Source organism: Streptomyces sp. NPDC002754 (genome assembly GCF_053592315.1).
The window spans coordinates 1451090-1475338 of sequence record NZ_JBSFVM010000001.1 but is presented as its reverse complement, the minus strand read 5'-3'; the positions used below and the strand labels follow the sequence as shown (position 1 = coordinate 1475338).

General features: G+C 69.6%; 20 protein-coding genes and 3 pseudogenes. 10 read left to right on the top strand and 13 right to left on the bottom strand.

The window, feature by feature from the left end:
* The first annotated feature begins 57 nt into the window (after positions 1–57).
* The 6 genes and pseudogenes from ACWD2L_RS07305 (at position 58) to ACWD2L_RS07280 (ending at position 3944) form a co-directional block, all read left to right on the top strand.
* Positions 58–925: pseudogene (locus ACWD2L_RS07305) on the top strand (ABC transporter ATP-binding protein).
* A 1-nt stretch (position 926) separates the two neighbouring features.
* On the top strand, positions 927–1604 hold the full coding sequence (locus tag ACWD2L_RS07300; protein ID WP_351345127.1) for an FtsX-like permease family protein: 678 nt from the start codon (positions 927–929) through the stop codon (positions 1602–1604).
* Positions 1556–2206, top strand: coding sequence for a response regulator transcription factor (locus ACWD2L_RS07295; RefSeq protein ID WP_351345129.1), 651 nt, complete (start codon positions 1556–1558; stop codon positions 2204–2206). Before ACWD2L_RS07300 ends, ACWD2L_RS07295 begins: the two co-directional genes overlap by 49 nt.
* Positions 2207–2263: 57 nt before the next feature.
* Positions 2264–3184 carry a peptidoglycan-binding protein gene (locus ACWD2L_RS07290; RefSeq protein WP_451187753.1) on the top strand — a complete coding sequence of 307 codons (921 nt, stop codon included), beginning with the start codon at positions 2264–2266 and terminating at the stop codon, positions 3182–3184.
* A 40-nt stretch (positions 3185–3224) separates the two neighbouring features.
* Entirely contained in the window at positions 3225–3404 is a 180-nt protein-coding gene (locus tag ACWD2L_RS07285) for a hypothetical protein (protein ID WP_351345131.1), read from the top strand.
* Between the two features lie 69 nt (positions 3405–3473).
* Positions 3474–3944, top strand: coding sequence for a hypothetical protein (locus ACWD2L_RS07280; protein WP_351345134.1), 471 nt, complete (start codon positions 3474–3476; stop codon positions 3942–3944).
* Positions 3945–4193: 249 nt separating this feature from the next.
* Here ACWD2L_RS07280 and ACWD2L_RS07275 read toward each other — a convergent pair whose 3' ends face one another.
* Both ACWD2L_RS07275 and ACWD2L_RS07270 read right to left on the bottom strand, forming a co-directional pair.
* On the bottom strand, positions 4194–4811 hold the full coding sequence (locus ACWD2L_RS07275; RefSeq protein WP_351331767.1) for a hypothetical protein: 618 nt from the start codon (positions 4809–4811) through the stop codon (positions 4194–4196).
* A gap of 521 nt (positions 4812–5332) precedes the next feature.
* Positions 5333–5491, bottom strand: coding sequence for a hypothetical protein (locus ACWD2L_RS07270; RefSeq protein WP_351331769.1), 159 nt, complete (start codon positions 5489–5491; stop codon positions 5333–5335).
* Between the two features lie 540 nt (positions 5492–6031).
* Between ACWD2L_RS07270 and ACWD2L_RS07265 the strand changes: the two genes are divergently transcribed.
* Positions 6032–6424, top strand: a complete 393-nt coding sequence (locus tag ACWD2L_RS07265; RefSeq protein ID WP_351331771.1) for a VOC family protein — start codon at positions 6032–6034, stop codon at positions 6422–6424.
* A gap of 246 nt (positions 6425–6670) precedes the next feature.
* Here the strand turns inward: ACWD2L_RS07265 and ACWD2L_RS07260 are convergent, their stop codons facing one another.
* The 4 genes and pseudogenes from ACWD2L_RS07260 to ACWD2L_RS07245 all read right to left on the bottom strand — a co-directional run bounded on the left by ACWD2L_RS07260 (position 6671) and on the right by ACWD2L_RS07245 (position 11602).
* Positions 6671–6913, bottom strand: a complete 243-nt coding sequence (locus ACWD2L_RS07260) for a hypothetical protein (protein WP_351331773.1) — start codon at positions 6911–6913, stop codon at positions 6671–6673.
* Positions 6914–7831: 918 nt separating this feature from the next.
* Positions 7832–8927, bottom strand: a pseudogene (locus tag ACWD2L_RS07255) (MFS transporter).
* 438 nt (positions 8928–9365) lie between these two features.
* Positions 9366–10658: a glucarate dehydratase family protein gene (locus tag ACWD2L_RS07250; protein WP_351331775.1), complete on the bottom strand. Its 1293-nt coding sequence runs from the start codon at positions 10656–10658 to the stop codon at positions 9366–9368.
* Complete coding sequence (locus tag ACWD2L_RS07245) at positions 10655–11602, bottom strand: 5-dehydro-4-deoxyglucarate dehydratase (RefSeq protein ID WP_351331777.1); 948 nt, start codon at positions 11600–11602, stop codon at positions 10655–10657. The genes ACWD2L_RS07250 and ACWD2L_RS07245 overlap by 4 nt, the downstream gene beginning before the upstream one ends.
* A gap of 143 nt (positions 11603–11745) precedes the next feature.
* Between ACWD2L_RS07245 and ACWD2L_RS07240 the strand changes: the two genes are divergently transcribed.
* A complete protein-coding gene (locus tag ACWD2L_RS07240) occupies positions 11746–12567 on the top strand; it encodes an IclR family transcriptional regulator (RefSeq protein WP_351331779.1) in 822 nt (273 codons plus the stop codon).
* A gap of 260 nt (positions 12568–12827) precedes the next feature.
* Here the strand turns inward: ACWD2L_RS07240 and ACWD2L_RS07235 are convergent, their stop codons facing one another.
* The 3 genes and pseudogenes from ACWD2L_RS07235 to ACWD2L_RS07225 form a co-directional block, all read right to left on the bottom strand.
* On the bottom strand, positions 12828–13238 hold the full coding sequence (locus tag ACWD2L_RS07235) for a hypothetical protein (RefSeq protein ID WP_351331781.1): 411 nt from the start codon (positions 13236–13238) through the stop codon (positions 12828–12830).
* A 149-nt stretch (positions 13239–13387) separates the two neighbouring features.
* Entirely contained in the window at positions 13388–13963 is a 576-nt protein-coding gene (locus ACWD2L_RS07230; protein WP_351331783.1) for a hypothetical protein, read from the bottom strand.
* 211 nt (positions 13964–14174) lie between these two features.
* Positions 14175–14996 (bottom strand): annotated as a pseudogene (locus ACWD2L_RS07225) (transposase family protein).
* 909 nt (positions 14997–15905) lie between these two features.
* Here ACWD2L_RS07225 and ACWD2L_RS07220 point away from each other — a divergent pair.
* Positions 15906–16673, top strand: a complete 768-nt coding sequence (locus ACWD2L_RS07220) for an alpha/beta hydrolase family protein (RefSeq protein WP_351331785.1) — start codon at positions 15906–15908, stop codon at positions 16671–16673.
* 900 nt (positions 16674–17573) lie between these two features.
* Here ACWD2L_RS07220 and ACWD2L_RS07215 read toward each other — a convergent pair.
* Both ACWD2L_RS07215 and ACWD2L_RS07210 read right to left on the bottom strand, forming a co-directional pair.
* Complete coding sequence (locus ACWD2L_RS07215; RefSeq protein WP_351331787.1) at positions 17574–18188, bottom strand: hypothetical protein; 615 nt, start codon at positions 18186–18188, stop codon at positions 17574–17576.
* A gap of 595 nt (positions 18189–18783) precedes the next feature.
* Positions 18784–19407, bottom strand: coding sequence for a TetR/AcrR family transcriptional regulator (locus ACWD2L_RS07210; protein WP_351331789.1), 624 nt, complete (start codon positions 19405–19407; stop codon positions 18784–18786).
* A gap of 83 nt (positions 19408–19490) precedes the next feature.
* Between ACWD2L_RS07210 and ACWD2L_RS07205 the strand changes: the two genes are divergently transcribed.
* Positions 19491–20924: an FAD-dependent monooxygenase gene (locus ACWD2L_RS07205; protein WP_351331791.1), complete on the top strand. Its 1434-nt coding sequence runs from the start codon at positions 19491–19493 to the stop codon at positions 20922–20924.
* A 497-nt stretch (positions 20925–21421) separates the two neighbouring features.
* Here the strand turns inward: ACWD2L_RS07205 and ACWD2L_RS07200 are convergent, their stop codons facing one another.
* The gene (locus ACWD2L_RS07200; RefSeq protein WP_351331793.1) at positions 21422–21634 is read right to left on the bottom strand and encodes a hypothetical protein; all 213 of its coding nucleotides are present in this window, start codon (positions 21632–21634) and stop codon (positions 21422–21424) included.
* A gap of 210 nt (positions 21635–21844) precedes the next feature.
* Positions 21845–24166: a protein translocase subunit SecD gene (gene secD / locus ACWD2L_RS07195; RefSeq protein ID WP_351331795.1), complete on the bottom strand. Its 2322-nt coding sequence runs from the start codon at positions 24164–24166 to the stop codon at positions 21845–21847.
* Between the last annotated feature and the right edge of the window lie 83 nt (positions 24167–24249).

Sequence of the window (24249 nt, the reverse complement as noted above, 5' to 3'; positions counted from 1 at the left end):
GAGCACCAAGGAGAGGTCGCGGACATGATCACGCACGGCGTGGCAGAGGGACAGCCCATGCGCGGCGCAACCGCTGAGGCGTTGCGGCTGTCGTCGGTGACGAAGGTGTACGAGGGCGTGTCGAGGCCGGTGGCGGCGTTCGACGGGGTGTCTCTGGTCCTGGAATCCGCCACCTTCACCTCAGTGATGGGGCCGTCGGGTTCCGGCAAGAGCACGCTGCTGCAGTGCGCGGCCGGGCTCGACCGGCCGACCCGAGGGGCAGGTCTTCATCGGCGGCGAGGAGTTGCCCACCGGGGATGAGGCGGAGGTGACAAAGTTCCGGCGGACGCGCGTCAGTTTCGTGTTCCAGCAGTACAACCTGATTCCGTACCTGCCTGTGATGCAGAACGTACGGCTCCCGCAGCAGCTCGCCGGCCGGCGGGGCGGGCGCGAGGACTGCAGGGAACGGGCCGCGATCCTGGACCGGCTGGGCATCGCCGACCTGGCTGACCGGCTGCCCGCCGAGCTGTCCGGCGGGCAGCAGCAACGGGTGGCGATCGCGCGGGCGCTGGCCGCCCGGCCGGCAGTGCTGTTCGCCGACGAGTCGACCGGCGCGCTGGACACCGCCAGCGGACGGCAGATGCTGGGGCTGCTGCGCGAGAGCGTCGAGGAGTTCGGCCAGACAGTGGTGATGGTGACCCATGACCCAGTGGCGGCGTCCTATGCAGGGACGGTGCTGTTCCTGGGCGACGGCTCGCTGGTGGACCGGCTGCCAAACCCGACCGCGAAGGCGGTGTCCGACCGGATGGCACACCTGGACGGCCTGTCGGCCCGCCGGGGCCCGAGCACTCCCGCCACCGCGCACTGCGATCCGCGCCACCCGGGCGCTGCCGCAACCGCCTTGGGCGCCGGCGCCGCCCGCCCGCACTCCGTGAAGGGAGTCTGACTTGGCCACCGGACTGGCGATCGCCTCCGTACGGCACCGTCGCGGCGGCTTCGTCGCGAGCTTCCTGTCCGTCTTCCTCGGCGCGGCCATCGTGATGGCCTTCGCTGCGATGCTCGACACCGCCGGCGGCCCCGCGGTGGCCTCCGGCGACAGGACCGTGCTGACGATCATGGCCTCGGCAATCGGCGGCTGGGGCGCGATCATTGCGGCCTTCGCCGTCGGCACCACCCTGTCGGTGGCGGCCCGGCAGCGGGCCGGCGGACTGGCGCTGCTGCGGAGCGTCGGCGCCACTCCCGGCCAGGTGACCCGGCTCATCATGGGTGAGACGGCGCTGGTCGGTGTGGACGTCCCCGGGCAACTGGCGGCACCGGTGGAGTCGGCGGTGTACTTCGCGGTCAACGAGTGCCTGGCCAACGTGGTCAAGCACAGCCGGGCGCGACGTGCCTGGGTCGCCCTGAAACACGCTGCCGGTAGCCTGACCGTCGTGGTCGGCGACGACGGAGTGGGCGGCGCGGACCTCGGCTCGGGCACGGGCCTGCGCGGACTCGTGCGCCGCCTTGAGGTGTTCGACGGTGCCGTCACATTGCGGAGTCCGGTCGGCGGTCCGACCGAAGTGACCTTGGAGATGCGTTGCGCGTTGTCGTCGCCGAAGACCTCACCCTTCTCAGAGACGGCCTGACCCGGCTGCTCGCGGCCCACGACTTCGAGGTCGTCGCCGCGGTGGGCGACCCGGTCGCACTGGCGGCCGCGCTGGAGGACCAGCAGGTGGACCTGGCGATCGTGGACGTGCGGATGCCGCCGACCTACCGCAACGAAGGTCTGGTCGCCGCGATCGAGGCCCGCATCCGGCGCCCCGGACTGCCGGTACTGGTGCTCAGCCAGTACGTGGAGCAGCTGTACGCCCGCGAGTTGCTCAAATCCGGCGAGGGGGCGATCGGCTATCTGCTCAAGGACCGCGTGGCCGACGTGCCGAAGTTCATCGACGCCGTCCGGGAGGTCGCCGGCGGTGCGACCGTACTCGACCCGAAGGTGGTGGCCGCGATGGTCTCACGCCTCGACTCGCACGAACCGCTGACCCGGCTGACCCGGCGAGAGCGCGAGGTGCTGTCGCTGATGGCCCAGGGCCGGTCCAACGCTGGGATCGCCGCGGCGCTGGTGGTCACCGAGAACGCGGTCAGCAAGCACATCAACAGCATCTTCACCAAGCTCGAGCTGCCGATGGCGTCGGACGACAACCGGCAGGTGCTCGCGGTGCTGCAATATCTGCGCGATCCGCAGTGAGGGCCGGGCAACGCAACAGCTGCCCTCCCCGACCGCCCCTTGCAGCTCATCAAAGTGATGCGGTGTGCCGCCGGGTACTTGCTGACCGAGGTTTCGATTCCCACCCGTCAGCGCGGCTGTCGTTCGTGCCGATGCTCGTGGTTAACCGTCGCTGAGTCTGGCCTCAAGGCCGACTTAAAGATCGCCGACCGGTCTCTCAGAGATCGTTTTCAACGCACGCCGACGATTAGATTCGCCCCCGTGAGCCCCGAAGCAACCGCCCCTGATCCGTCCATGTACCCCGCCCTGTCCTCCTACTTGGCACAGACACCAGGGCTCGGGCATCACAGGACGGCCGGGTCGTCACGCCCAGAGGCCGGCCCGACCTGCTCGGTGCCGTCGGCCACCGCACCCGCCCGACCCCGTAAGACGGGCAAGAGGCGTCGCCGCAAGGGCGAACCGGACGAGCGGTGCCCCCACGCCGGCGCACCGGGACGGGGCGGCCCCGCACGACGCGTCCCGCTGCCGCGCTCGGGCTACGGGATCGCGGCCGTACTCGCCCTGGCAACCGCCTCGTTCCTGGCCCCGACGCACACCTCTACACCCAGCCGACCGCACACCGCAGCCCCACACCAGCCAGACGTGTCCAGCCTTCCGCACCCGCCCGCGAGCGCTCACGCGAGCCCACCGTCCTCGGCCGACAAACCCGCGCATCAATCCGCTCCCCCGGCGAACCCCGGCACGTCCAACCCACACACGAGCCCGGAGCCAGAAGACGGAGACCAGGATGTTCTCACTGTCGGCAGTACTGGCAGCGCAGTGGTCCGCATGCAGGGACAACTACGGCAACTAAGGCTCTACACAGGCCCCATGGACGGACACTACAGTCACGACGTCGCAGCTGCGGTGGCGCGCATGCAGCAGGCACAGGCCATCCCCGAACCTCTCGGCCGCTACGGACCAGCAACCCGCGCAGCGATCACCACCGCTGTCACCTGACCCCGGTTCTCCCCCCCACCCTCCACCGAAAGGTGACCCCATGCACCGAAAGGCCCTGCGCACATGCACGACCGCGGCTGCCGCCGCCGGCTGCGCCCTCACGTTCTGTGCTTCTCCCGCGCACACCTCCGTCATCTGGGACGGCGACGCCTCCCAGGGCACCGGCGTCTTCACCAACACACTGTGCGACAGCCCCGACAGTGTCACGACGGGCAACTGAAACGACGGACACGGCACGTTCTTCAAGTTCAACAAGCCCATCGGCACGGCGCGTTGTGAAGGACACGGCGTGCGCACCTCGACAGGCGAGTACACGTCCAGGAACAACAGCACGTACTGGTTCGGCTGGGACTCCATGACCAAGACCAGCAACGCACAGACCGTATACCCGTGGAAGTCCAACGGCACCAACGACCAGAACAGCCAGAACTATCCCGTCCTCATGAAGGTCGAGGAGGGGCGGCTCAAGGCCTGGTATGTCGCGCCCGGCGAGACCTGGATATCCATCGGTAGCACACCGTGGACCGAGGGTGCCTGGCACTCCGTCCGACTGGGCATCACCACCAACTCCGCGGGGCAGGGCACCCTGTCCGTGTACAAGGACGGGATTCGGTTCGCCTCCCGCACCGGGGCCCGAACCTGGGACGACGAGGGCAACAAGCCACGCTGGGGCACCTACTTCGGCACAGACACCAGCACCGCCTCCATCAACTGGGTCGCCGGCCTGAAGATGGGCACGTCCCAGGCGGACGTCGACTGAACGACACACCCGCCCGGTCCACACGAATCGCCGGCAGGAACCCGGCCGTTGTTGTCGTTCCGGTACCTCGTGCACATCGCGGTCCCGGCGAACGCGTGTGGGGCTCTCCCCGCGCCGGGCGGTGGCGGGGCCCGCCACCGCCCGGCGAATCGTTCCTCGGCCACACCGACCGTCCCCCGCGCCATCGAACACGGCGAGTTCGAAATCAAGCTCGCTCGATGTAGCCGTGTGTGGTCGCCGACGGGAGCGTCAGCGCAGGTGGACGGCTCCGGTGTGGGCATTGAGCACGTAGTGGTGGCCGTGGGCACGGGCCGTGCTGTGGCCGGCGTCCAGGGCAGCGACGCGCACGCCGTGCCGAGTGATCCAGGCCTTGTATGTCCCGTTCGCCAGCCTGGTGACATGGGCGAAGTCACCGTCGGCGAGCCGCACGTCGTGCGTCTTGCCGACCTGGCTCTTGTGGTGCTTCTTGTGCCGCGCATCCTTCTTCGCGGGGTGCTGCGGCACGTTCTGCTCGCTGTGCCAGCCACCGGGGTGCGTCACTCCGACGAAGCCGTTCGCCTGGTTGAGCACGTACGTGTAACCGTGCACGCGCTGACTCTTGTGCGCGGAGTCGAGCGCCGCGATCCGCACACCCTTGTGCGTGACCCAGGCCTGGTACGTGCCGTTCGCCAGCTCGGTGACGTGCGCGGTGCTGCCGTCGCTGAGCGGCAGGGTCTGGGTACGACCCGCCGCGTCACCGTGCCGGGCGGTAGCCGCGGGGGCGGCATGGGCCGGAGCGGCCTCGGCAGTCACGGCGAGGGCGGTCACGGCACCGAGACCGATAACGGCGGATGCCAGGGTCGTGCGGACAATACGAGAGGTCTGCATGCGCCGGCCCCTTTCCATGAGTCGAATGATTCGAGTGGGTCGATCGAGTCGAACGCGTCGTGTCGACCGCGTACTCATGAAGCTAGGCGGCACACATCAAGGCATTCCGTAGGAGACATCGCAGACATGTGAAAGCACCTCAAGAGTGCACAGTTAGTGACCAAATACCCGGCCACAACAGGGCCCTTCTGCCCGGCCGACATCTGGAGGTACACCCTTCAGTTACAGGGGGTGATCGTCGTGGCGGCCGCGAGTGCGGTCGAGGTTGGCGCCCAGGCGGATCGTGCCTCTCGACCCGTCCTGCCGAGCGGTGGCGTGGGCCCTGGTCGTGGCCCAGCGGCCGAGGATGTGCCGGTTGATGGCGCTATCTGAATCCGGTTCAGACCGCAGTTCCGTGAAGCTCATGGTCGGGTGAGGATGCGGATCCGGAGGAGTCGGAACGAGGCCCGGTCGCCGCCCGCGCCACCAACGTCTCCGTACAGTTGGGGCCGGTGCCATACGGCTCCGTCCCACCAGTAGCCTCAATGCCGGTAGAGGAACCCGTTGCGCCCGAACATCCACTCGTGGTGAAGGGAGCTCACGTCCTCGTCATGGATCAACAGCACGGTGCGCCCGTGAACGGGGTGCTGATGGACGGCCCACGCGTAGGCGCGGTTCTTCGTTTCGCTCGTGAAGGCCACCCATCCCCCACCGCGCAGACGGTCCGTGCGTCCCCACAGCCCCTCACCCTGGTTACGGCCCGTTTCGCTCGATCGCGTCGGGATTCTCCAACGGCAACCGCTCATCATTGATGAACGGCAAGCCCGGAACCGGGTGATCCGTCCGCAGGCCATTGGCGACCGGCTGAACCCAACTCAAAACCCCTCCTTGGATGCAGTCTCCAGCACTCCGTGCCCCTCCGCGCGGACAGGCCCCCCGGCATCCTTGCGGCACCGCAGGCGTCGCGAAACCAAAGTTGCGCAGACGCCGGATAGTTGGCTCGCGGGCTATCCGAGGCGGGTTTGCGATTGACTCGTTCCGCTCGGCCGGAAGCACCCGGTCAAGCTTGGGGGTGAACCATTCGCCGACGCGCGGAGCTCAGCAGGGGCTAGCTGTCCGCGCTCGCCGGCCTCGGCCTCGGCTGGGCGACGTGAGCTCGCTAGTGCTCTGACCTCATAGGTTCGCCGGTTGGCGGTCCTGATCTCGAGGTATCGATTGATCCAGCCGTAGGCTCCACTGTCATGGGATCAGCGATGTCTTTCATCCATCACCTTGGCGTGTTCGCCTCCGACTTCGAGGCGAGTGAAAGGTTCTACACCGCGGCGCTTGAGCCGCTCGGGATCTCTGCCGGATATCGAGGAAAAGGTGTCGCCGAGTATTGGCATCCGGATCGGGATACTCCCTCGGTGTCGTTGGAACGCGCGGATCCGTCCGCTACGGCGACTCGGGGGATGCACCTCGCATTCGACGCCGGGAGTCGAGCAGCGGTAGACACGTTCCACTCCGCTGCGGTGGCAGCCGGAGGCGCCTCCCGGCACACTCCGCGGCTTTGGAGTGAGTATCGCGCCTACTGTGCGTTCGTCAGCGATCCCGATGGCAACAACATCGAGGCCGTTCACAAGGAGATCCAGTAGCAGCTCGGCCCTGGTCAGGCTGCCTCAGCGACGGGGCGTGACTAGTTCCCCACCCCGCGGCGAGCGGCTCGGAATGCCGTGGCCGTGGCCTTCGTGGCCTTACCCGCTCGAGGGCGCCCCGCTTCATGGCACTGGGATGGACTGCGCGAACGAACCTCAAGGACACACCCGGCAGCGCCGCACCTTGGCCGCTGACGTCCCATTAGAGAGGGACATGCCAGAGTCGGGCGTGCCCTCTCGCGCATGTCAGGCGCCCACCCGCTTTGCCCGGGCCACCAGCGCGTCGCGCAGGATGCCGTCGGACGCGCGCGCCATCCGGAGCAGTTCACGGATCACCTCGGCCTTGTCCCAGCGAACGCCGGTCTGAGCCCTCAGGTCCAGGAGCCAATGGTCGATCTCGTGGGACTCACCCGGGTCGAAGCGGACTCTCGTCGGGATCGCGCCCTCCGCCTTCGGAGCTGGCCGGGGAGCGGTGTTGTACGTCGTCATGCCAGCCCAACGAGTCAGCTGCGCGAAGGACGCACGGCGCCGTTCCCGGCGGCATGGAGCCGCGGCTCCATGCCGTCAGCTCTCCTCTTCGGGTCCGGGGTCGCGTAGCCGATTGCGATGGCCGCAGTCCCAGCACTGCACCGTCTCCGGGAGGTTCACAAACCGCGTGCCGGAAACGCCGAAGGAACCGTCGATGCGGAAGCCTCCGCAGCTGGGGCGGGGGGCGTTGGAGGGCAGGTCACAGCGGAGGCAGTTGCCTTGCGCTCTGGACTCGCCCAGGCGGGTAACTCGGGTGTCTGCGCTGCCGCATCGCACGCAGAACGCTTCCTGTGTCTGCATGGTTTTGGTTGTACGCCAGATTTCCAAAGACGTTCCCCCCCTTGCTCTTGGCCGGGACTGAGACCGCTGAGCGGCAGTGACGGCCAGGTCCACTCCCGGGCGCCGACGTCTAGGACGTTCCGACGAGATCGGCCTTCGACCCATCGCCCCGGACAGCAAGGGAGTTGGGTGCGGATCCTCTGAAGTTCTGGTCGGTGACGGGCTGAGTTGGAAAGACGTTGATTGGCATGTGCCTCGCGCTCAACCCATGTGTTCGGGCAGTCGCTTTCGAGCAGCTGCCCGGCCCTTGATTTCCCGAAACGAGAGTCTGGAGCATGAGCGCAGTACGGCCGCCCCCACTTGGAACAGTGACCGTGCCTCAGGACCTGCTCGCGCCCACCCGCAGAAATGAGGCACCTCCCTCGCGCGCGAGGGAGGTGCCCCGAGCGCCCACGACCCCATGGCCCGCGTCAGGGAGTCCGGGCGGCCACGCGCCGGGCGGCATCGCCCGGAAGCCTGACGTTTCCCACCCGGGACTGTCGAAGCGTCAGTCGGGCGGAGAGCCGGGCTTCCGGGCGATGCGGCGACCGGTCCTCTCTGTCAGGCGGAAGCGGGTTTGGGATCGGCCGCTGACGAGGCGTCGGCTGCCGAGTCCACTGCCCCGCTTCCAGCGCTGTCGTTCCTGCCGCCTCCTCGAACGGCAAGGACGCTGAGTGCGGCCAGAATTCCGACCACTGTCAGGCCGACCAGGCCCCCCTTGGTGGAACCCGTCGTGGTTTCCAGGATGCCGAAGGCGGTCGGGGCGACGAAGCCGCCCAGGTTGCCGATGGAGTTGATGAGCGCGATGCCCGGGGCGGCGGCGCGGGCGTCCAGGTAGTTCTGCGGGATGGTCCAGAAGATGGGGGAAGCCGGCTTGAAGCCGACCGCGGCGATGCAGAGGGCGCCGAGGCCGAGCCACGGCGAGACGTAGACGGCGAGGAGTGTGCCGAGGCTGCCGATGAGCAGGAGCGTGATCAGCAGGGAGCGGCGCTTGCCCGAGCGGTCGGAGATCCGGCCGGAGACCCAGACGGCGGCGATCGCGAACAGCCAGGGGACGGAGGTGAGGAGGCCGACCTGGAACTCGGAGAGGTTGCCCATGTCGTCGACGATCGAGGGGAGCCAGAACGTCACCGCGTACAGGGCGACGTTGATCGCGACGTAGATCCAGAGGAAGAGCAGCAGCTGGGGGTCGGCGAGGAGCTTCCAGCGGGAGACCTTCGCGGTGCCTCGTTTGCTCTCGCGGGCGGCCTGTTCGGCGTCGATCGTGGCGACGAGGCCCTGCTTCTCGTCATCGGTGAGCCAGTCGGCGCTTTCGATGCTGTTGTCGAGGAAGCGGTAGACGACGAAGCCGAGGACGACCGAGAAGAGGCCCTCGATGAAGAACATCCACTGCCAGCCGGCGTGGCCGAGGAGGCCGTGCATCTCCATGAGCGCGCCGGAGACCGGGCCGACGATGACGGTCGCCGTGCCGGAGCCCATGAGGAAGATGGAGGTGGCGCGGCCGCGGTGGGAGTCGGGGAGCCAGCGGGAGAAGTAGTAGATGACTGCGGGGAAGAAGCCCGCTTCCGCGACGCCGAGGAGGAAGCGCAGCACGTAGAACATCTCGGCGCTGTTCACGAAGGCCATGGCGGTGGCCACGCCCCCCCCAGCTGATCATGATCCGGGTGAGCCAGATCCGTGCCCCGAATCGCTCCATGAGGATGTTGGAGGGCACTTCGAAGATCGCGTAAGCGATGAAGAAGATGCCTGCGCCGACACCGAACGCGGCCGCCGACAGACCGGTGTCGGCGCTCAGTTCGTCCTTGGCGAAGCCGATGTTGACCCGGTCCATGTAGTTCACGACGAACATGATGAAGAACAGCGGGATGACGCGCTTGAAGATCTTCTTGATGGCGGACTCGACGGCCGGGGGGTGTTGCACGGCGCCGTTGACGGCGCGGTGGGGTACTGCGGACACGAGCGGCTCCGATCGTGAATGCGGGGTACGGCAGGGGCGGGAGTCGCCGAGGCCGGGGTGTCGCCGGCAGGGAACTCCCGCAGCCAGAAGCCGGGGGCCGGGTGTGACGAACGCCCGGCTCCCGTCAGGCAGTTGGTGTCACCAGCGGGGGAAGGCCGGAGATTTCCAGGCCGGGTCGGCGACGCGCATCGCGGCCGCGTCGTCGCGCTCGCGCATCGTGCCGTCGTCGTCCAGCCAGCGCTGGTGCAGGACGGCCAGCCTGTCGCGGTCGAGGGTGACACCGAGGCCCGGGGCGTCGGAGACGGTCACCTTGCCGTCCGTGAAGTCGATCCGCTCGTTCAGCACGTCCTCGGACTGCCAGGGGTAGTGCGAGTCGCAGGCGTGGTGCAGGTTCGGGACGGTGGACGCCACGTGTGTCATCGCGGCGAGCGAGATACCCAGGTGGGTGTTGGAGTGCATCGACACTCCGACGCCGAAGGTGCGGCATATGGCGGCGAGTTCGAGGGTGTTGCGCAGGCCGCCCCAGTAGTGGTGGTCGGACAGGACGACCTGGACGGCGTCGCGGATGAACGCCTCCTTGACCTCGTCGAAGGTCGTCACACACATGTTGGTGGCGAGCGGCACGTCGGTACGGGCGGCGACGGCGGCCATATGGGGCGTTCCGAGCGTGGGGTCCTCCATGTACTCAAGGACGTCCTGCAGCGCCTCGATGACCTTGATGGAGGTCTCGACGGACCAGGCGCCGTTGGGATCGAGTCGCAGCGGGCTTTCGGGGAACGCCTCGGCGAGGGCCCGTATCGCCGCGATCTCCTGCTCGGGCGCGAATACGCCGCCCTTGAGTTTGAAGGAGCGGAAGCCGTAGCGCTCGGTGAACTTGCGTGCCTGGTCGACGATGCCGGCCGGGTCGACGGCCTCGCCCCAGTCGTCCGCCTCGGACTCGACGCCCTTCGGGTGCTCGCCCCACTTGTAGAAGAGGTAGCCGCTGTACTCGACGGCGTCGCGCACCTTGCCACCGAGCAGGGCGTGGACCGGCAGGCCCTGTGCCTTGCCGAGTGCGTCCAGGCAGGCGACCTCGAAGCCGCAGACGACGGACAGCCGCAGCTTGTCGGCGGTCTGGACGCCTCGCAGGCCGCCCACGTCCACCTGGTTCGTCACCCGCTCCTCGGCCACCGCGACCTCGTCGGCGAGGGTGAACAGGCCGTTGAGGTCTGCGACGGACCGGCCGACCAGCTTCTCGGCGTACGGGCGGGCCAACTCCAGGTACTTGGTGTCGCCGTAGGTCTCGCCGAGGCCGGTGGTCCCGTCCGCGGTGGTGACCTCGATGATCAGGCGGGGGGTGTACGGCTGGTGCACCCCCTGGGCGTTGAGCAGCGGCGGGTCTGCGACGAGGATCGGGGTCAGCCGGACGTCGGTGATCGTCAGGTCGTTCATCGGGTGGCTCCAACGAGGTTCAGGCCGGTGGTGAGCAGTGCTTCGAGGTCTGCTAGGTCTGACGGGGTCGGGTCGGTCAGAGGCGCGCGGACCGGTCCGACGGGGCGGCCGCGCAGTCGGGCCGCCGCCTTGACCAGGGACACCGCATAGCCGGGGCGCCGGTCGCGCAGCTCCACGAAGGGCACGTAGAAGTCGGCGAGCAGCTTGTCGACGCGGCCGTCGTCGCCTGCCGACAGGGCCTGGAAGAAGGCGTTGGCGATCTCCGGGGCGAAGGCGTGGACGGCCGAGGAGTATGCCGGGATGCCGACCGTGGCATAGGCGCGGGCCTGGAGCTCGGCTGTCGGGGCGCCGTTGAAGAAGAGGAAACCGTCGGGGGCGGCAAGGGTGCTGCGCTGGAGCCGGTCGAGGTCGCTGTGGCCGTCCTTGAGGCCGATGACGCCGGGGATCGCTGCGATCCGGCGGACGGTCTCCGCGTCGTACGTCACGTGGTCACGCTGATAGGCGATGAGTGGCAGCCGGGTGCCGTCGGCGATCCGGTTCAGCTGCTCGACCAGCCCGTCCTGCGGGGCCTTGTTGAGGTAGTGCGGCAGGACGAGGAGTGCGTCGGCTCCGGCGTCCTCGGCGATACGGGCGAAGCGCAGCGCCTGGGCGTAGCCGTAGCCGGTCCCGGCCACGACCGGGACGCGGCCCGCCGTCACCTCCACGGCGGCCGCGACGACCTGGCCGTACTCGTCCTCGTCCAGCGCGCTGAACTCCCCCGTGCCGCAGGCCGGAAAGAGCGCGCCGGGGTTCGTCTCCAGTTGCCCGGCGAGATAGCTGCGAAAGCCGTCGAGGTCGAGCGATCCGTCGGCCTGGAAGCTGGTGAGCGGGAACGACAGCACGCCCTGGGCCATGCCGTCGCGCAGCCGCGCCACAGTGCCGGCGAGGGGGGTCCGAGTCACCATGCTGTCTCCGTATGTAGATGACGTTCGCACATGAGGATGGACATTAGGCTCGGGAAACCACCTCGTCAATGGGTTCGAGCAAGCGATTCCGCATCAAGTGCAGGCGTGGACACGCAGGTCAGGACGGTACGTACGATCGCCCCATGCCCGAATCTGTTGAGCCCGTGGCCCGGCCGTCCGAGTCCGGCGTGCGCGAGGTGAAGTCGGCCGCCCGCACGGTCGAACTGCTCGAACTCCTCGCCGACCGCGGCGACCGGCCTGCCCGACTGCAGGAACTCGCCGCCGCGTTGGGCGTACCGCGCAGCTCCATGTACGCGCTGCTGCAGACCCTCATCGCACGCGGCTGGGTACGCACCGACGCCACCGCCTCGCTCTACGGAATCGGCCTGCGCACACTGCTCACCGGCACCACCTATCTGGACACCGACCCCGCGGTCCGCATGGTGCGCCCCTACCTGGACGAGGCCTCGGAGCAACTCGGCGAGACCATCCACCTGGCCCGCCTCGACGGCATGGACATCGCCTACCTCGCGACCCGCGAGTCGCACGAGTATCTCCGCACCCTCAGCCGAGTGGGGCGCTGGTTTCCCGCCCACGCGGGCGCACTCGGCAAGGCGCTGCTGGCCCACCACCCGGACACGGCGCTGCCGGACGCGCCCTACGAGGCACTGACCCCACGCACCCGCACCACCCGGGCCGCGCTCATCGCCGACCTCGCGCAGGTGCGGGCACGCGGCTACTCGATCGACCGCGAGGAGGGCGTCACCGGCATCGTCGGATTCGGCTTCGCACTGCGCGTGAACGGCGAAGCGCCGCCGCAGGACGCGATCAGCTGCTCGGTCCCGGTGGCACGACTCACCGAGGAGCGCGAGCGGCGGATTGTGACCGTGATGCAGAAGGTGCGCGAGGAGATCGAGGCAAGACTGGCGCAGGGCACGGGCGCGGGCGGGGTCGACTGGCGCTGAGCCCATGACCTTCCGGGTAGAACCCGGTTACCACCACTGCCCCACGGCGTACAGGCCCGTATCCGCCCGCCACGGCGTGGGCCCGGCCCAAGGCCCCTTGCTTCCCCGAGAAGCCGGATCTCGCCCCGTCATGGAACCTTCAGGTCGAACAGGTCTCCCGCCAGGGGCCAGCCGTCAGGGCCGGGCCACGGAGGAAGGGGTGCACTCGCCGTCCCGACCATCCCGCGCGAAAGACAACAGCCCCGCTCGCATCAGAAAATTCACGGCGCGGAGTCCTCCGCGCCACCGCCGAAACGCTCACGGGCTCGCGCATTGAACCAGGCCACCGCCATTGCGATCTGCCCGGGCAGCAGTCCGGCCGGATACGCCAACTGTCCCCTGGACAGTTCGCCACCAGGATGCCCGTCCATGACGCGTACGATCCTTCCCGCCCACAATTCCTCGCCCACGAACGGCCGTTGCCGGTACTGCTCATCCAGCAGCTCCAGGTGCCCCGGGGAACACGCACACACCAGACGCAGCCCGTCCTGGCCGCGTCTCCCCGCATGAACCGCCGACGAATCCGGCACCAGTCCATAGACCTCGCCACCGTCCGCGATCACCACGCCGCACAGGTCGCATAGATCGGGCAGGAAGACACAGCAGTCCCCGTCACTGCTCTCGTCTATCACCCAGGACGCGTACCCAGCCCACCCCCACGGCAATGACGAAACCCCCGCCCGCCCCAGGCAGCATCGAGCACAGGAGGCGCCTCCACTGAGGCGCCCCCTTTTTTTTGTGGGTTCACTGCTGCGGGGCCTTCGGCCCCTGACTTTGCCGCTCAGTGAATGTGGTCGTCGTACCACTTTCCGCACTTCACGTCGCCGCTCATCTCTGCGCAGGCCCGCATCCAGCGATCATGAACCGTCGGCCCGCTGTGCCAGTACCACTGCGTGCGGATGTAGTAGCGCTTGGGCGCTCCAGGGTTGGTCGCCCGCGGGTGCCGCTCTGAGGTGATCCCGCAGGGCACGCCGCTACGCCAGCTCTCCGGCCGGTCCTCCTGGGTCAGGATCTCCACCCAGGCGCTGTCGCCCTTCTGTGCCTTCTCCAGGTGGGCACTGGAGCGGTCTCCGTCGACGAAGACGTTGTCCTGCCCCGTGGCCAGCCCCAGGGATCGTCCGCCCCCGATGTCCTGTAGTCCGTTGCCCTTCCAGGCTTCGAAGATGGCCCCCGACTTGTCGTATCCGCGGTAGTTGCACGTCGCCTGTGACGTCGGTTCGACGGTGAGACGGGCAGCCTTCCCTGCTGCGGAACCGGACGCGGTTTCCGCGGCTGCGACACTGCCGGTGGCCGCCAGCGTTCCAGACGCCAGGAGCAGCGAGGCGCAGCTGAGCGCAGCCCTTCGACGGTTGATCATCTCTTCCCCCGTGGTCGTGTTTGTCGGGACACCGTCATGTTTAGTGGGGGGTGCTTGCGCCAGCCACAGGTTTCGGTCGTGCCCGAAACCTCCGGCCCCGCGGTAGGCCGGCGCGAGGGCACTTGTACTCCTCGCGCCGCCGGCTCGGGCGCGACTGAAGCTCTCTTCCGGGACCCGTTCAGGACCAGTCGACAATGAGCCTTTTCCAGTCTCACGTTGAGGCGAGGTGAAGGACGAGGACTGCCTTGACGACGTCGGTGATCCGGTTGGTGCTGCAGCGCAGCTTGCGGAGCAGTCGCCAGCCCTTGAGGACGGCCATGGCCTGTTCGCCGACACATCGGCTCTTGGCGTGGGTGGTGTTGTGGCGACGCTGCCACCGCCGCAGTCGGCGGCCCCGGAACGGCACGCGCACATGGCGACCTGCGACCTGGTACGCCTTGATCGACGGATCAAGGCAAGGACACGAGATTCCGGTCAGTCAGCCCAAGGGACAGATCCGTCGGTGACGCCATCAGCCATCATCACTGTCCGCCCAGCACTTCACGCCCGCGGTTGCGAGTGCGTCGATGATGCCGTGGTGGCGGGCGGCGGTCAGATCGTGAGTGGCGCCGGGCAAGGCGGCGAGGCCCACAACAGGCGGCCGCACGTTCATGCCGTGGTGCTTCTTCTTGCCGGAGTAGTACGGGGTGTCGGCGGCGACGCGGTCGATCGGCAGCACCGTGCCGTCGAGGATCACGAACGCCCTGGTGCGCACGGTCATCATCGCTTCGTCGAGCGTGGGAGCCAGGCCGGCCAGGACATCGACGGCCTCGCGTACGTAGCGGTAGACGGTTGCGAGGCCGATACCGAACCCGGCGGCGAGCCGGGCGTAGGTGTCGCCGCACCGCAGGTGAGCCAGGGCGAGGAGGGCCTGCCGACCGGCGGTCAGTCGCCGCCACCGGGTGCCGATCTCCTTGCGGCGGGAGGCGAGTTGCCTGGTCAGGTACCGCAAAGTCCGGCTGGACAGATCGATGGCCGACAGGTGGACAAGCACGACGAAGCCCCTGGTAGGGCGAGTGATCTTGGTCGTGAACTCGTCTACCAGGAGCTTCACTGCGTCCTGCAGCGGGGGCCGTCTCCAACAGGCCTCATGCTGCGACAGGTTGGAAACAGCTCACTGAACACACCTCGGCGAAGCGCCTCGTCTCCTTCAACGATCTTCTTCTCCGTCTACTCCGGGCCCGGATCGCGCAGCGGGGCACGGAGCCCCAGTCCCAACAACTCAAGGCCTCCGGGAGGTTCGCAAACCGCATGCCGGGGGCACCTAGGAACCGCCGACAGGTAAGCCTCACACCCAGGTCATCAAATTCCTGCAGCTGACCCTCTGCCTCACCAACGGCTACCGCCAGCTGCGCAGCGAGCTGCACCCAACAGCCGCCGCATCCAACACACTTGAAAACCGTCCCCCATAATGGCTCTCAAGAGAATCAGGGAATCTCAAACCCAACAGGGATTCCTGCTCACCGCACCACAGAATCACGGCCATTGATTTTCAGGATGTAGTCCTTGCAGGCCAAGTGCGTGTCGGCAAAAAATCAAGATCAATCTCAAACTAGCGCGGGACTGCGAGCCATCAGCTCAGGTAGCCGACGCTAGGGCCTCACGCAAAATGAGAACCCACAACGGGCCAGTCGGGCCAGTCGGGCCGTAGTCTGCTCGCTGTCCTACGGGCGTTCTCCCCGGCCCAGTTGAACCATCCGCCAGCAGACGCCGCGCCACCTCCCTCACGCTGCACGCCCGGTACGCGCCCGGCGGGGACTGCCGGGGCCCGGTCCGGGGCGGGCCCGGTCCGTCGAACGTGGTGACCCGTGCATGGCATGCTGCTCACCGGCCCGCTGTGGCACCGCCCGGTGCCGCCCGCGCCCCGTCCCCTGATCAGTTTCTGCCTAGGTGAACACCACAGATGAGAGAAAAAGTCAGTTTCCCGAGCGTCGTCGGCCCCGAACTGGCCGGAGTGATCGACCTGCCGGAGGGTGAGGTCCGCGGCTGGGGGCTCTTCGCACACGGCTTCACCCTCGGCAAGGACTCACCGGCCGCCTCCCGCGTGTGCAAGCAACTCGCCGGCGAGGGCGTCGGGATGCTGCGTTTCGACAACCTCGGTATCGGTGACTCCGACGGCGACTGGGGCGACGGTTCCTTCACCGTCAAGGTCAGGGACACGCTCCGCGCGGCGGCCTTCATGGCCGAGCGCGGCACTCCCGTGGATTTGCTGGTGGGGCACTCCTGGGGCGGCGCCGCCGCACTCGCCGCCGCCCACGAGATCCCCGGACTGCGCGCGCTGGCCACGATCGCCGCGCCCGTCGACCCCAGCCACGTCGAGCGGCAGTACGACACCGTCCTGGACCGCGTCCTGAGCGACGGCTCCCACGAATGGTTCGTCGGCGGACGCACCCTCGTCCTCAAACGCGCCTTCGTCGAGGACGTCCGCAAGGCCCACCTGCGCGAAACGATCGGCAAACTCGACCTCCCGCTGCTGGTGGCGCACTCCCCCACCGATGCCACCGTCGACGTCGACAACGCCGCGGAAATCTTCCAGGAGGCCCGCCACCCGCGCAGTTTCGTCTCCCTCGAGGGCGCCGACCATCTGCTGACCGCACGGGGGCAGGCGCAGCGCGCCGCCCACATCATCAGCGCCTGGGCCGACCAGTACCTCGACGAGCCACGCCCCTGACCCCGCCGGTCCTCCGCCGTGTGGGCGTCCGCGCGGCACGCGGAACACCCAAGGGTTCACGCGTGCCGCGCGGGAGGGTTCACCCGGGCCGGGGCACTAAGGCACCCAAGCAAGGTCCACGCGGTGCACCGACCGTGCGGGGCCGGGGGGGGCGTCCGGTCCGTGGCCCCGGCCGGGCCGGGCCGGGCCGGGCCGGGCCGGGCGCTGCCCGTCGCCCCACCACACCAACCGGCACCAACCGGGGCCACTTCACCGGCGTGTTCGGACTCACCCGCACCCCGGCACGGCACGGCAGGAAAGCTCTCCAACGGACACGAAGCCTTCCGCCGCATCGGCGACACCCGGTCCAACGCCGCGTACACCGACCTCTCAACCGTCGCCCCCCCCACGTCCACAACCACGACACCATCCCCGGCGCAGCAGCCTGATTCAAAACCTCCGCCCCACACCTCCCCGCCCGCATCCCCGGCCACCCGGACATCCCGTGCGTCCACGGCACCGGCTGCCCGGCCCTGCGGCCCGGCCGGGTCGGCGGTCACGGGTGGGTGGTGCCGGGGCCGGTGGCGGGTGCCTGCCGGCGGGGTACGACCACGATCTGTACGTCGTCCTCGCAGACGATTCGTCCGGGGGCGGTGGAGTGCAGGCCCCACCCCGCACCCGCAGGACCAGGCCGAACACCCCCAACCGGCCGCCGACCAGGGCAGGGCAGGCGGAATCATGCGGAGCCGTCCGCCACCACCCGCGCGCCCCGCCCGCGAGCTCCCGCCACGCCCCGTGAGATGCCGTGGAGTGCCGTGAGGTGCCGGCCAACGGGCCACTGCGGGCAAAGGGCATACGGAAAGGGAGGGGGCGGCCCCGAACGGGCCGCCCCCTCCCCTCATCTCGAGGTGCTGCGCGCGCCTACAGCGACGGCAGTGTCTGTGCCGGGTCCACGCCCGGCAGCGTCGGCAGCTTCGGCAGGCCCTTCAGGTCGGGCGCCGGCAGGTCACCGCCCAGCACGATCGCGACCACGACGTTGACCGTGCCGGTCAGCGTCGCCTGCAGGGCGGCGGCGGTCGCCTTCGCATCCCCCGCAGCAGACGCCTTCACCAGGGCGTCCACCTTCGCCTGCAGATCCGCCGCCGCCTTCACGACGAGCTCCGCACCGGGAGCCTGTGCGCGGCCGCCAAAGGCGCCGGCCGCCTTGCCGGCCGCACCCTTCGCACCGGACTTCAGGCCGTCCAGCGCCTTCGTGACGCCGGCCGCGTGCTTGGCGGCCTCCTCCTTGGACAGCTTGCCGCCGGGGGCCTTGAGCACACCGGCGACCAGAGCGGTCACCGGCTGCACAACATCACCCGCCCCCGCCAGCGCCGCGTTCTGCTTCGCCAGCGCGTCCGCGCCCGGAACCGGGGCGGCGGGTGCACTGTGGGACGGCGCGTCCATCACGGACGAGAAGGCCGGGCCGGCCGCGCCGAGGGCGAGGGCACCGCACAGCGCGGTGGAGGCAAGGAGGCCGGCTTTCCGGGAAATACGCATGAAACTTCCTTTTCGCGGTTGGCGAGTAGTGCTCCCAGCAACCGTGCGAGCAGCACATACCGGCCGCAATCGGGACACCCCGTTCGGCCGCACCCAACCAGCCCAGCCACCAGCCCCCGACCTCGCGATTTTCGGGACCACCGCGCGTGTCGCCCATACCGCCGCACGAGGGTCCACCCCCTTCGGACCTCACCCGCCACATGACGGCCCCTCACCACGACGGCCGGGCCCCGCCCTTCGAGCAGCCCGCCATCCCTCACCCCTCGCCCCTCACCTCTCGCCCCCGGCCGGCAGACGGCGGCCGGGGGTCCGCCCACACCCCGCAAGCCGCCGGCCCGCCCCTGCGGACGGGGTCCCCGGTCACGGCAGCAGAACCACAACGGACCACGCACCAGGCGCCCTGCCACCGCACCCGCCCCGCCCCGTACCGCCCCGTGCGCTGATCCGGATCACCACTGCGGACAGCACCCGGGGCGAGCGGAATCCGGGGCCGCCGGCCCGCCCACGGCGCCGTCCCATGCGGCCGGACACCCGGCGAGACCCGCGGCACCCCTCCGGCCCCGAAGAGGCGGCGGGGCGCAGCGGCCGCCGGGCTCTAGACGAACCCGGCCAGGCCCTCGGCAAGCAGGGTGAAGGCGTGTTCGGCGTCGGCAACCGCCTGCGGGCAGCGCTCGTCGGCGGACCGGCCGCCGGCGAGCGTCTCGAAGTTGTCCATCGCCAAGAGCCATTGCACACCCACTACTTGGCCGGCGGCCAGGCGCGCGGTCAGGGACGCGACACCAGCGGTGTCCTGGAGTGCCTGCGCGAGCGCCCGCTGCGAGCCCTCCTGGAAGCGGACCACCCGTGTGCGCAGCGCCGCGGTGTCCCGGACCATGCGGGTGAGCGCGAGGATGTGCGGGTGGTCGCTGAGGCCGGTGATCGGGTCCCGCTCGTGCAGGCCGTGCAGGAAGTGACCGCGGAGCGCCGCCAGGGGCGTGACGCCCGCCGGCCGGGCGCGCACCACGCGGGCCGCCTCCGCCTCGTGGTCGGCGAAGCGGTGGATGACGAGGTCCTCCTTGGTGGGGAAGTAGGCGAACACCGTCCGCTTCGACACCTCGGCGGCCTCGGCGACCTGCGCCACCGACACCCGGTCGAACCCGTGCTCCAGGAAGAGCGCGATCGCCGCGTCCGAGATGGCGGCATGGGTCCGTGCCCGCTTGCGTTCGCGCAGCCCTGTCATGGCTCCAGGGTAACAGGAGGCTGCACTCAGCCACTTTTCGCACTCGGTGTACATTTGCACTGAGGCGAATCTTTGGAGGAGCAATGACCGACGTCATCGTGGCGGGAGCCGGCCCCACCGGGCTGATGCTGGCCTGCGAACTGGCCCTGGCCGGGGTTCAGACCGTCATCGTGGAGCGGCTGGCGGACCGGATCCAGCAGACCAAGGGCGGCGTGATCCAGCCGCGCGTGCAGGAACTGCTCGCACTGCGCGGCCTGCTGGAACCGATGCAGGCCCAGGCGATGGCACGCGAGCCGGTGGGCGGTCACTTCGGCATGCTGCCCGTGCCGCTCGACTGCACGGCATGGGACACCGCGCACCCCTACCCGCTGTCCATCGCACAGTGGCAGATCGAGGAGGTCCTGGAGCAGCGCGCCGCGGCACTCGGGGTCGAGGTGCTGCGCGGCACCCCGCTGACAGCGGTGCAGCAGTCGGACGCCGGTGTGGTGGTGACGGCCGGCGGCCGGCGCATCGAAGCCCGTTACCTGGTGGCCTGCGACGGCGGGCACAGCACGGTCAGGAAGCTGCTCGACGTCCCGTTCCCCGGCAGGGCGGGCACGTTCACGGCCGTCCTGGCCGACATCCGGCTCTCGTCGGCATCCGCCCTGGTGCCCAAGACCATCGGGCACATCAGCACCCTCACCCGCGAGGCCGCCGACCGCTGGGTGATGCTCGTGCCCCTGGGCGACGACCGCTACCGCTACACCGGCGGAGCCGCCGGCGAGCAGGAGCCGGCCAGGGACAGGCCGGTGGCCTTCGAGGAGATCGCCGAAACGCTGCGCATCGTGTACGGCGAGGACACCGTGCTGGACAGCGTGGACCACGCGTCCCGGTTCGGCGACGCCACCCGCCAGATCGACAGCTACCGGATGGGCAACGTGTTCTTCGCCGGCGACGCCGCACACATCCATCCGCCGTTCGGCGGCCAGGGCCTCAACCTCGGCATCCAGGACGCCTTCAACCTGGGCTGGAAGCTGGCCGCGGCGCTGCACGGCCGGGCCCGCGCGGACCTGCTGGACAGCTACCACACCGAGCGGCACCCGGCCGGGGCCTGGGTCCTGCACATCACCCAGGCCCAGCGCGTGTTCGCCACCCCCCGGCCCGGCCCGGACACCATCGAACTGCGCGAGGTCTTCACCAACCTGATGCGCCTGCCCGACACCAACCGGCACCTGGCAGGCCTGATGTCGGGACTGGCCCACTCCTACGACGTGCCCGGCCCCCACCACCCCCTGGCCGGCCACCGCATCCCCGGCCTCGACCCGTCACTGTTCCTGACCGGCAAACCCGTCCTGCTCGACCTCGCCGGCATCCTCCCGCCCCACCTCGGCGCCACACCCGCCGCACCCGTACCCGGACTCCCCCAGGCGATCCTGGTCCGCCCCGACGGCTACGCAGCCTGGGCCTCGGACACGGAACCCGACCTGGACACCCTCACCACCACCACCTGCTGGCCCCTCCACCAGGACGGTCACTGAACACCAACCCGCCCCCGTCCAGAACGACTTCCAGAACGACTTCCAGAACGACGAGACCCACCGGCCGCTCACCCGCGAGGAGACTCCACCGCGGACCAGCGCCTCCAGAGCACTCCAGGACAACAGCCCCGGGAGACCGGATCACAACTCCGGACAGAACCCAGGGGACCCGGCCGAAGCCCACCACCGCGAAGACACCGCTCGGCCCGAACCGGACTGCCGAAGCCCGACGCCGGCACCGCCGTCCGGCAGTCCGACGGCCCGGCCACCGCACCTCCCGGCGCGTTCCAGGGCCGGGGCGTTCACCATGCGGCCCCCGGGCTGCGCCTCGTCCTCGGTGGCCCGGCCACCGAGGACGTCGGCCGGGGCGCGGCACTGCCGACTGCCCGGCCCCGGGACAAGGCCCCGTTGCGCCACCACCGCACGCGAGACAGGGCCGCTCGTTCGACCGTCCCGCGTGAGACCGCCGCATGCCAAAGACGGGCGACCGGCCCGTATCAGTTCAGCGGGATGTCAAAGTTCTTCGCCGAGACGGCCGTGCCGTCGGAGCCCTTGGCAGCAAGCCGCTTGTAGCGCAACACGAGCTTCTGCGTCTTATTGTCCGGCGTGAACACAACCCAACCGGTACTGCTCATCCCGGCCTTGGCGTCCTCCACCGGTTCGTACCCGACCGCCTCGACCTCCGACGACCGGGACGACGACCGGGTCATTGCCCACGAGAGACAGGCAAGAAGAGGGAGCAGGAGGGGCCGGGCGTGGCCGGCGTGGGCCGGACAGGACCTCCCTGCCGGCCCGGGAACGCTTCGGAGGGCTGACGCTGGGGACCGGCCTCAGGGCTGGGCGGGCCCGCCACGTGCCCCTGTTCCTCCGGGAGGGCACGTGGCCGGCCGCTGGACCAAGGTCCCCTGAGCCAGGGCGGGCTACGGCCGGGACCCCCGCCGCAGCGTGCTCTGCAGTGCCAGCTCACCCGCCTTCCCCGCCTTCTTTGTGGTCGGGGCGCCGCGGCGGCCGCGTGCCTGGAGAGCGATGGCCAGCGGGGAAGCCGTGAACACCGAGGAGTACGTGCCGACGCACACACCGATCAGCAGGGCCAGTGCGAAATCGGTCAGCGGGTCTGACGCCAGGACCGCCAGCGAGGCCAGGATGAACACCGCACCCATGCCCGTGTTCACCGTGCGCGGCAACGTCTGCAGGATCGCCTCGTTGGTGAGGCGGCCGAACGGGGCCGCGCGCGGGCCGCCGGACAGTTCGCGGATGCGGTCGAAGAGGACCACCGAGTCGTTGACCGAGTAGCCGATCACGGTCAGCAGTGCGGCCAGGAACACGCCGTCGAGCGGCTTGTCCAGCCAGGCGAACACGCCCACCAGGATGACCACATCATGGGCCAGGGCCGTGACCGCGGCCGTCGCCAGCAGCGGGCGGAACCGGGCGGCCAGGTAAAGGAGTTGGGCGCCCATGGCCAGACCGAGGGCGATCAACGCGCCCTGGCGCAGTTCCTTGCCGAGGCTGGGCCCGATCCGTTCATCGCGCACCGTGCGGGTCTCGCCGCCCAGGCCCGCGATGGTGTCGGTGACGGCGGCGGCCTCGGTGTCGGTCAGCTGCTGGGTGCGGACCGTCAGGTCGCCCCCGGAGGAGGACTGGACGATGGCGCGGGGAAAGCCCGACTCGGCCAGCGCCGTACGGGCCCGGTCCGGGTCGACCGGGGCGGTGGTGGCGTACTCGATGAGGCGGCCGCCGGTGAACTCGATGCCGAGATCCACCCCGCGTACCAGGATGCCGGAGCCCGCCGCCAGGACGGCCAGCAGTGACACCGCCAGCCAGCGGCGCGGGCGGCGCATCCAGAACGGGTTGCGGCGCAGCAGCGCGGAGCGGACCCGGCCGGCGCCCGCGATGCCGGTGAGGTGCGGGCGGAGGCGGATGGCCGGGCGGTTCGCGGCGAGTTCGGCCAGCGCGCGGGTGATGACCAGAGCGCTGAACATGGAGGCCAGAACGCCGATCCCCAGCGTGATACCGAAACCCTTGACGGGGCCGGAGGCCAGGAAGAACAGCAGGCCCGCGGCGATCAAGGTGGTGACGTTGGAGTCGGCGATCGCGCTGAAGGCGCCCCGGAAACCCGCCTTCAGCGCGGACCGGATACTCGTCCGGGGGCGGGCGGCCCGCTCCTCGCGGGCCCGCTCGAAGACGAGGACATTGGCATCGACGGCCATGCCGATCGCCAGGACGAACCCGGCCAGCCCCGGCAGCGTCAAAGTGGCGCCGAGCGCGGCCAGCGCGGCGTAGGAGACCAGGCCGTAACAGAGCAGGGCGACGGCCGCCAGAGCCCCCATCAGGCGGTAGACGACCATGATGAACAACGCCGTCAACGCCGTACCGATCACCGCGGCCTGCGCGGCCGAGGCGATGGCCTCGTCTCCCAGGGTGGCACCGATCGTGCGCTGTTCGATGGTCTCGACCGGCACGGGCAGAGCGCCGCCCGTGATCAGCAGGGCCAGTTCGCGGGCCTGCGTGTCGTCGAAGGAGCCGGTGATCTGCGTCGAGCCGCCGGTGATGCCCGTCTTGCAGGAGACGGAGGGGTCGACCTGCGGCGACGAAATGATCTTCTTGTCGAGGACGATGGCGACCCGGCGCTGGGCATCGCCGGGCGCGTGGCAGGCGGCCTCACCGGTCACCTGCTGCCAGCGGCTGCTGCCGGAGTCCTTGAAATCGACGGTCACATGCCAGCCGGCCCCGCCCTGCTGGTCGAAGCGGGCATCGGCCCCCTTGACGTCCTGGCCGGTCAGGGTGGCGGGCGCCAGACGCAGTTGCCGACCGGATTCGTCGGGCAGTACCGAGGCGCCCTCAGGGGCCGATTCCTCGGAGGGGCCGGTGTCGGGGGTGGTCCGGGGATTGTGGGGGGATGTATTGGGGGGCTTGGTCTCTGACAGGACCGGGTGGACGGTGAGCTGCGCGGTGCGGCCGAGCAGGGCCGCGGCCTTCTTCGGGTCCTGCACGCCCGGCAGTTCGACGACGATGCGCTTGTCACCGGAGCGGACGATGCTCGGCTCGGCGACGCCGAGGGCGTCGATGCGGCCGCGCAGCACCTCCAGGGTGCGGTCCGTCGCCTCCCGGTCGGCCCGGGTCGTGGCGGTGGACTGGGTCTCCAGCACGATCTGCGTGCCGCCGCGCAGATCGAGTCCGAGACGGATCGGCGTGGTCAGGGCGATGGCCAGCGACGCGGCCAGCACAGCAAGCGCGACGCACACGCGGACGGTCAGGGCACGCGAACGAGCACGCGGACGCGGGCGGTTACCGGTACGGGTACGGGGATGTGGCAGGGGTCGGGAGC

Bases quoted from the DNA above. Each gene is read 5' to 3' on its own strand.
- ACWD2L_RS07290 (WP_451187753.1), top strand. From the start codon at position 2,264: ATGCGGTGTGCCGCCGGGTACTTGCTGACCGAGGTTTCGATTCCCACC.
- ACWD2L_RS07285 (WP_351345131.1), top strand. From the start codon at position 3,225: ATGCACCGAAAGGCCCTGCGCACATGCACGACCGCGGCTGCCGCCGCC.
- ACWD2L_RS07275 (WP_351331767.1), bottom strand. From the start codon at position 4,811: ATGCAGACCTCTCGTATTGTCCGCACGACCCTGGCATCCGCCGTTATC.
- ACWD2L_RS07265 (WP_351331771.1), top strand. From the start codon at position 6,032: ATGGGATCAGCGATGTCTTTCATCCATCACCTTGGCGTGTTCGCCTCC.
- ACWD2L_RS07260 (WP_351331773.1), bottom strand. From the start codon at position 6,913: ATGACGACGTACAACACCGCTCCCCGGCCAGCTCCGAAGGCGGAGGGC.
- ACWD2L_RS07250 (WP_351331775.1), bottom strand. From the start codon at position 10,658: ATGAACGACCTGACGATCACCGACGTCCGGCTGACCCCGATCCTCGTC.
- ACWD2L_RS07245 (WP_351331777.1), bottom strand. From the start codon at position 11,602: ATGGTGACTCGGACCCCCCTCGCCGGCACTGTGGCGCGGCTGCGCGAC.
- ACWD2L_RS07240 (WP_351331779.1), top strand. From the start codon at position 11,746: ATGCCCGAATCTGTTGAGCCCGTGGCCCGGCCGTCCGAGTCCGGCGTG.
- ACWD2L_RS07230 (WP_351331783.1), bottom strand. From the start codon at position 13,963: ATGATCAACCGTCGAAGGGCTGCGCTCAGCTGCGCCTCGCTGCTCCTG.
- ACWD2L_RS07220 (WP_351331785.1), top strand. From the start codon at position 15,906: ATGAGAGAAAAAGTCAGTTTCCCGAGCGTCGTCGGCCCCGAACTGGCC.
- ACWD2L_RS07215 (WP_351331787.1), bottom strand. From the start codon at position 18,188: ATGCGTATTTCCCGGAAAGCCGGCCTCCTTGCCTCCACCGCGCTGTGC.
- ACWD2L_RS07210 (WP_351331789.1), bottom strand. From the start codon at position 19,407: ATGACAGGGCTGCGCGAACGCAAGCGGGCACGGACCCATGCCGCCATC.
- ACWD2L_RS07205 (WP_351331791.1), top strand. From the start codon at position 19,491: ATGACCGACGTCATCGTGGCGGGAGCCGGCCCCACCGGGCTGATGCTG.
- ACWD2L_RS07200 (WP_351331793.1), bottom strand. From the start codon at position 21,634: ATGACCCGGTCGTCGTCCCGGTCGTCGGAGGTCGAGGCGGTCGGGTAC.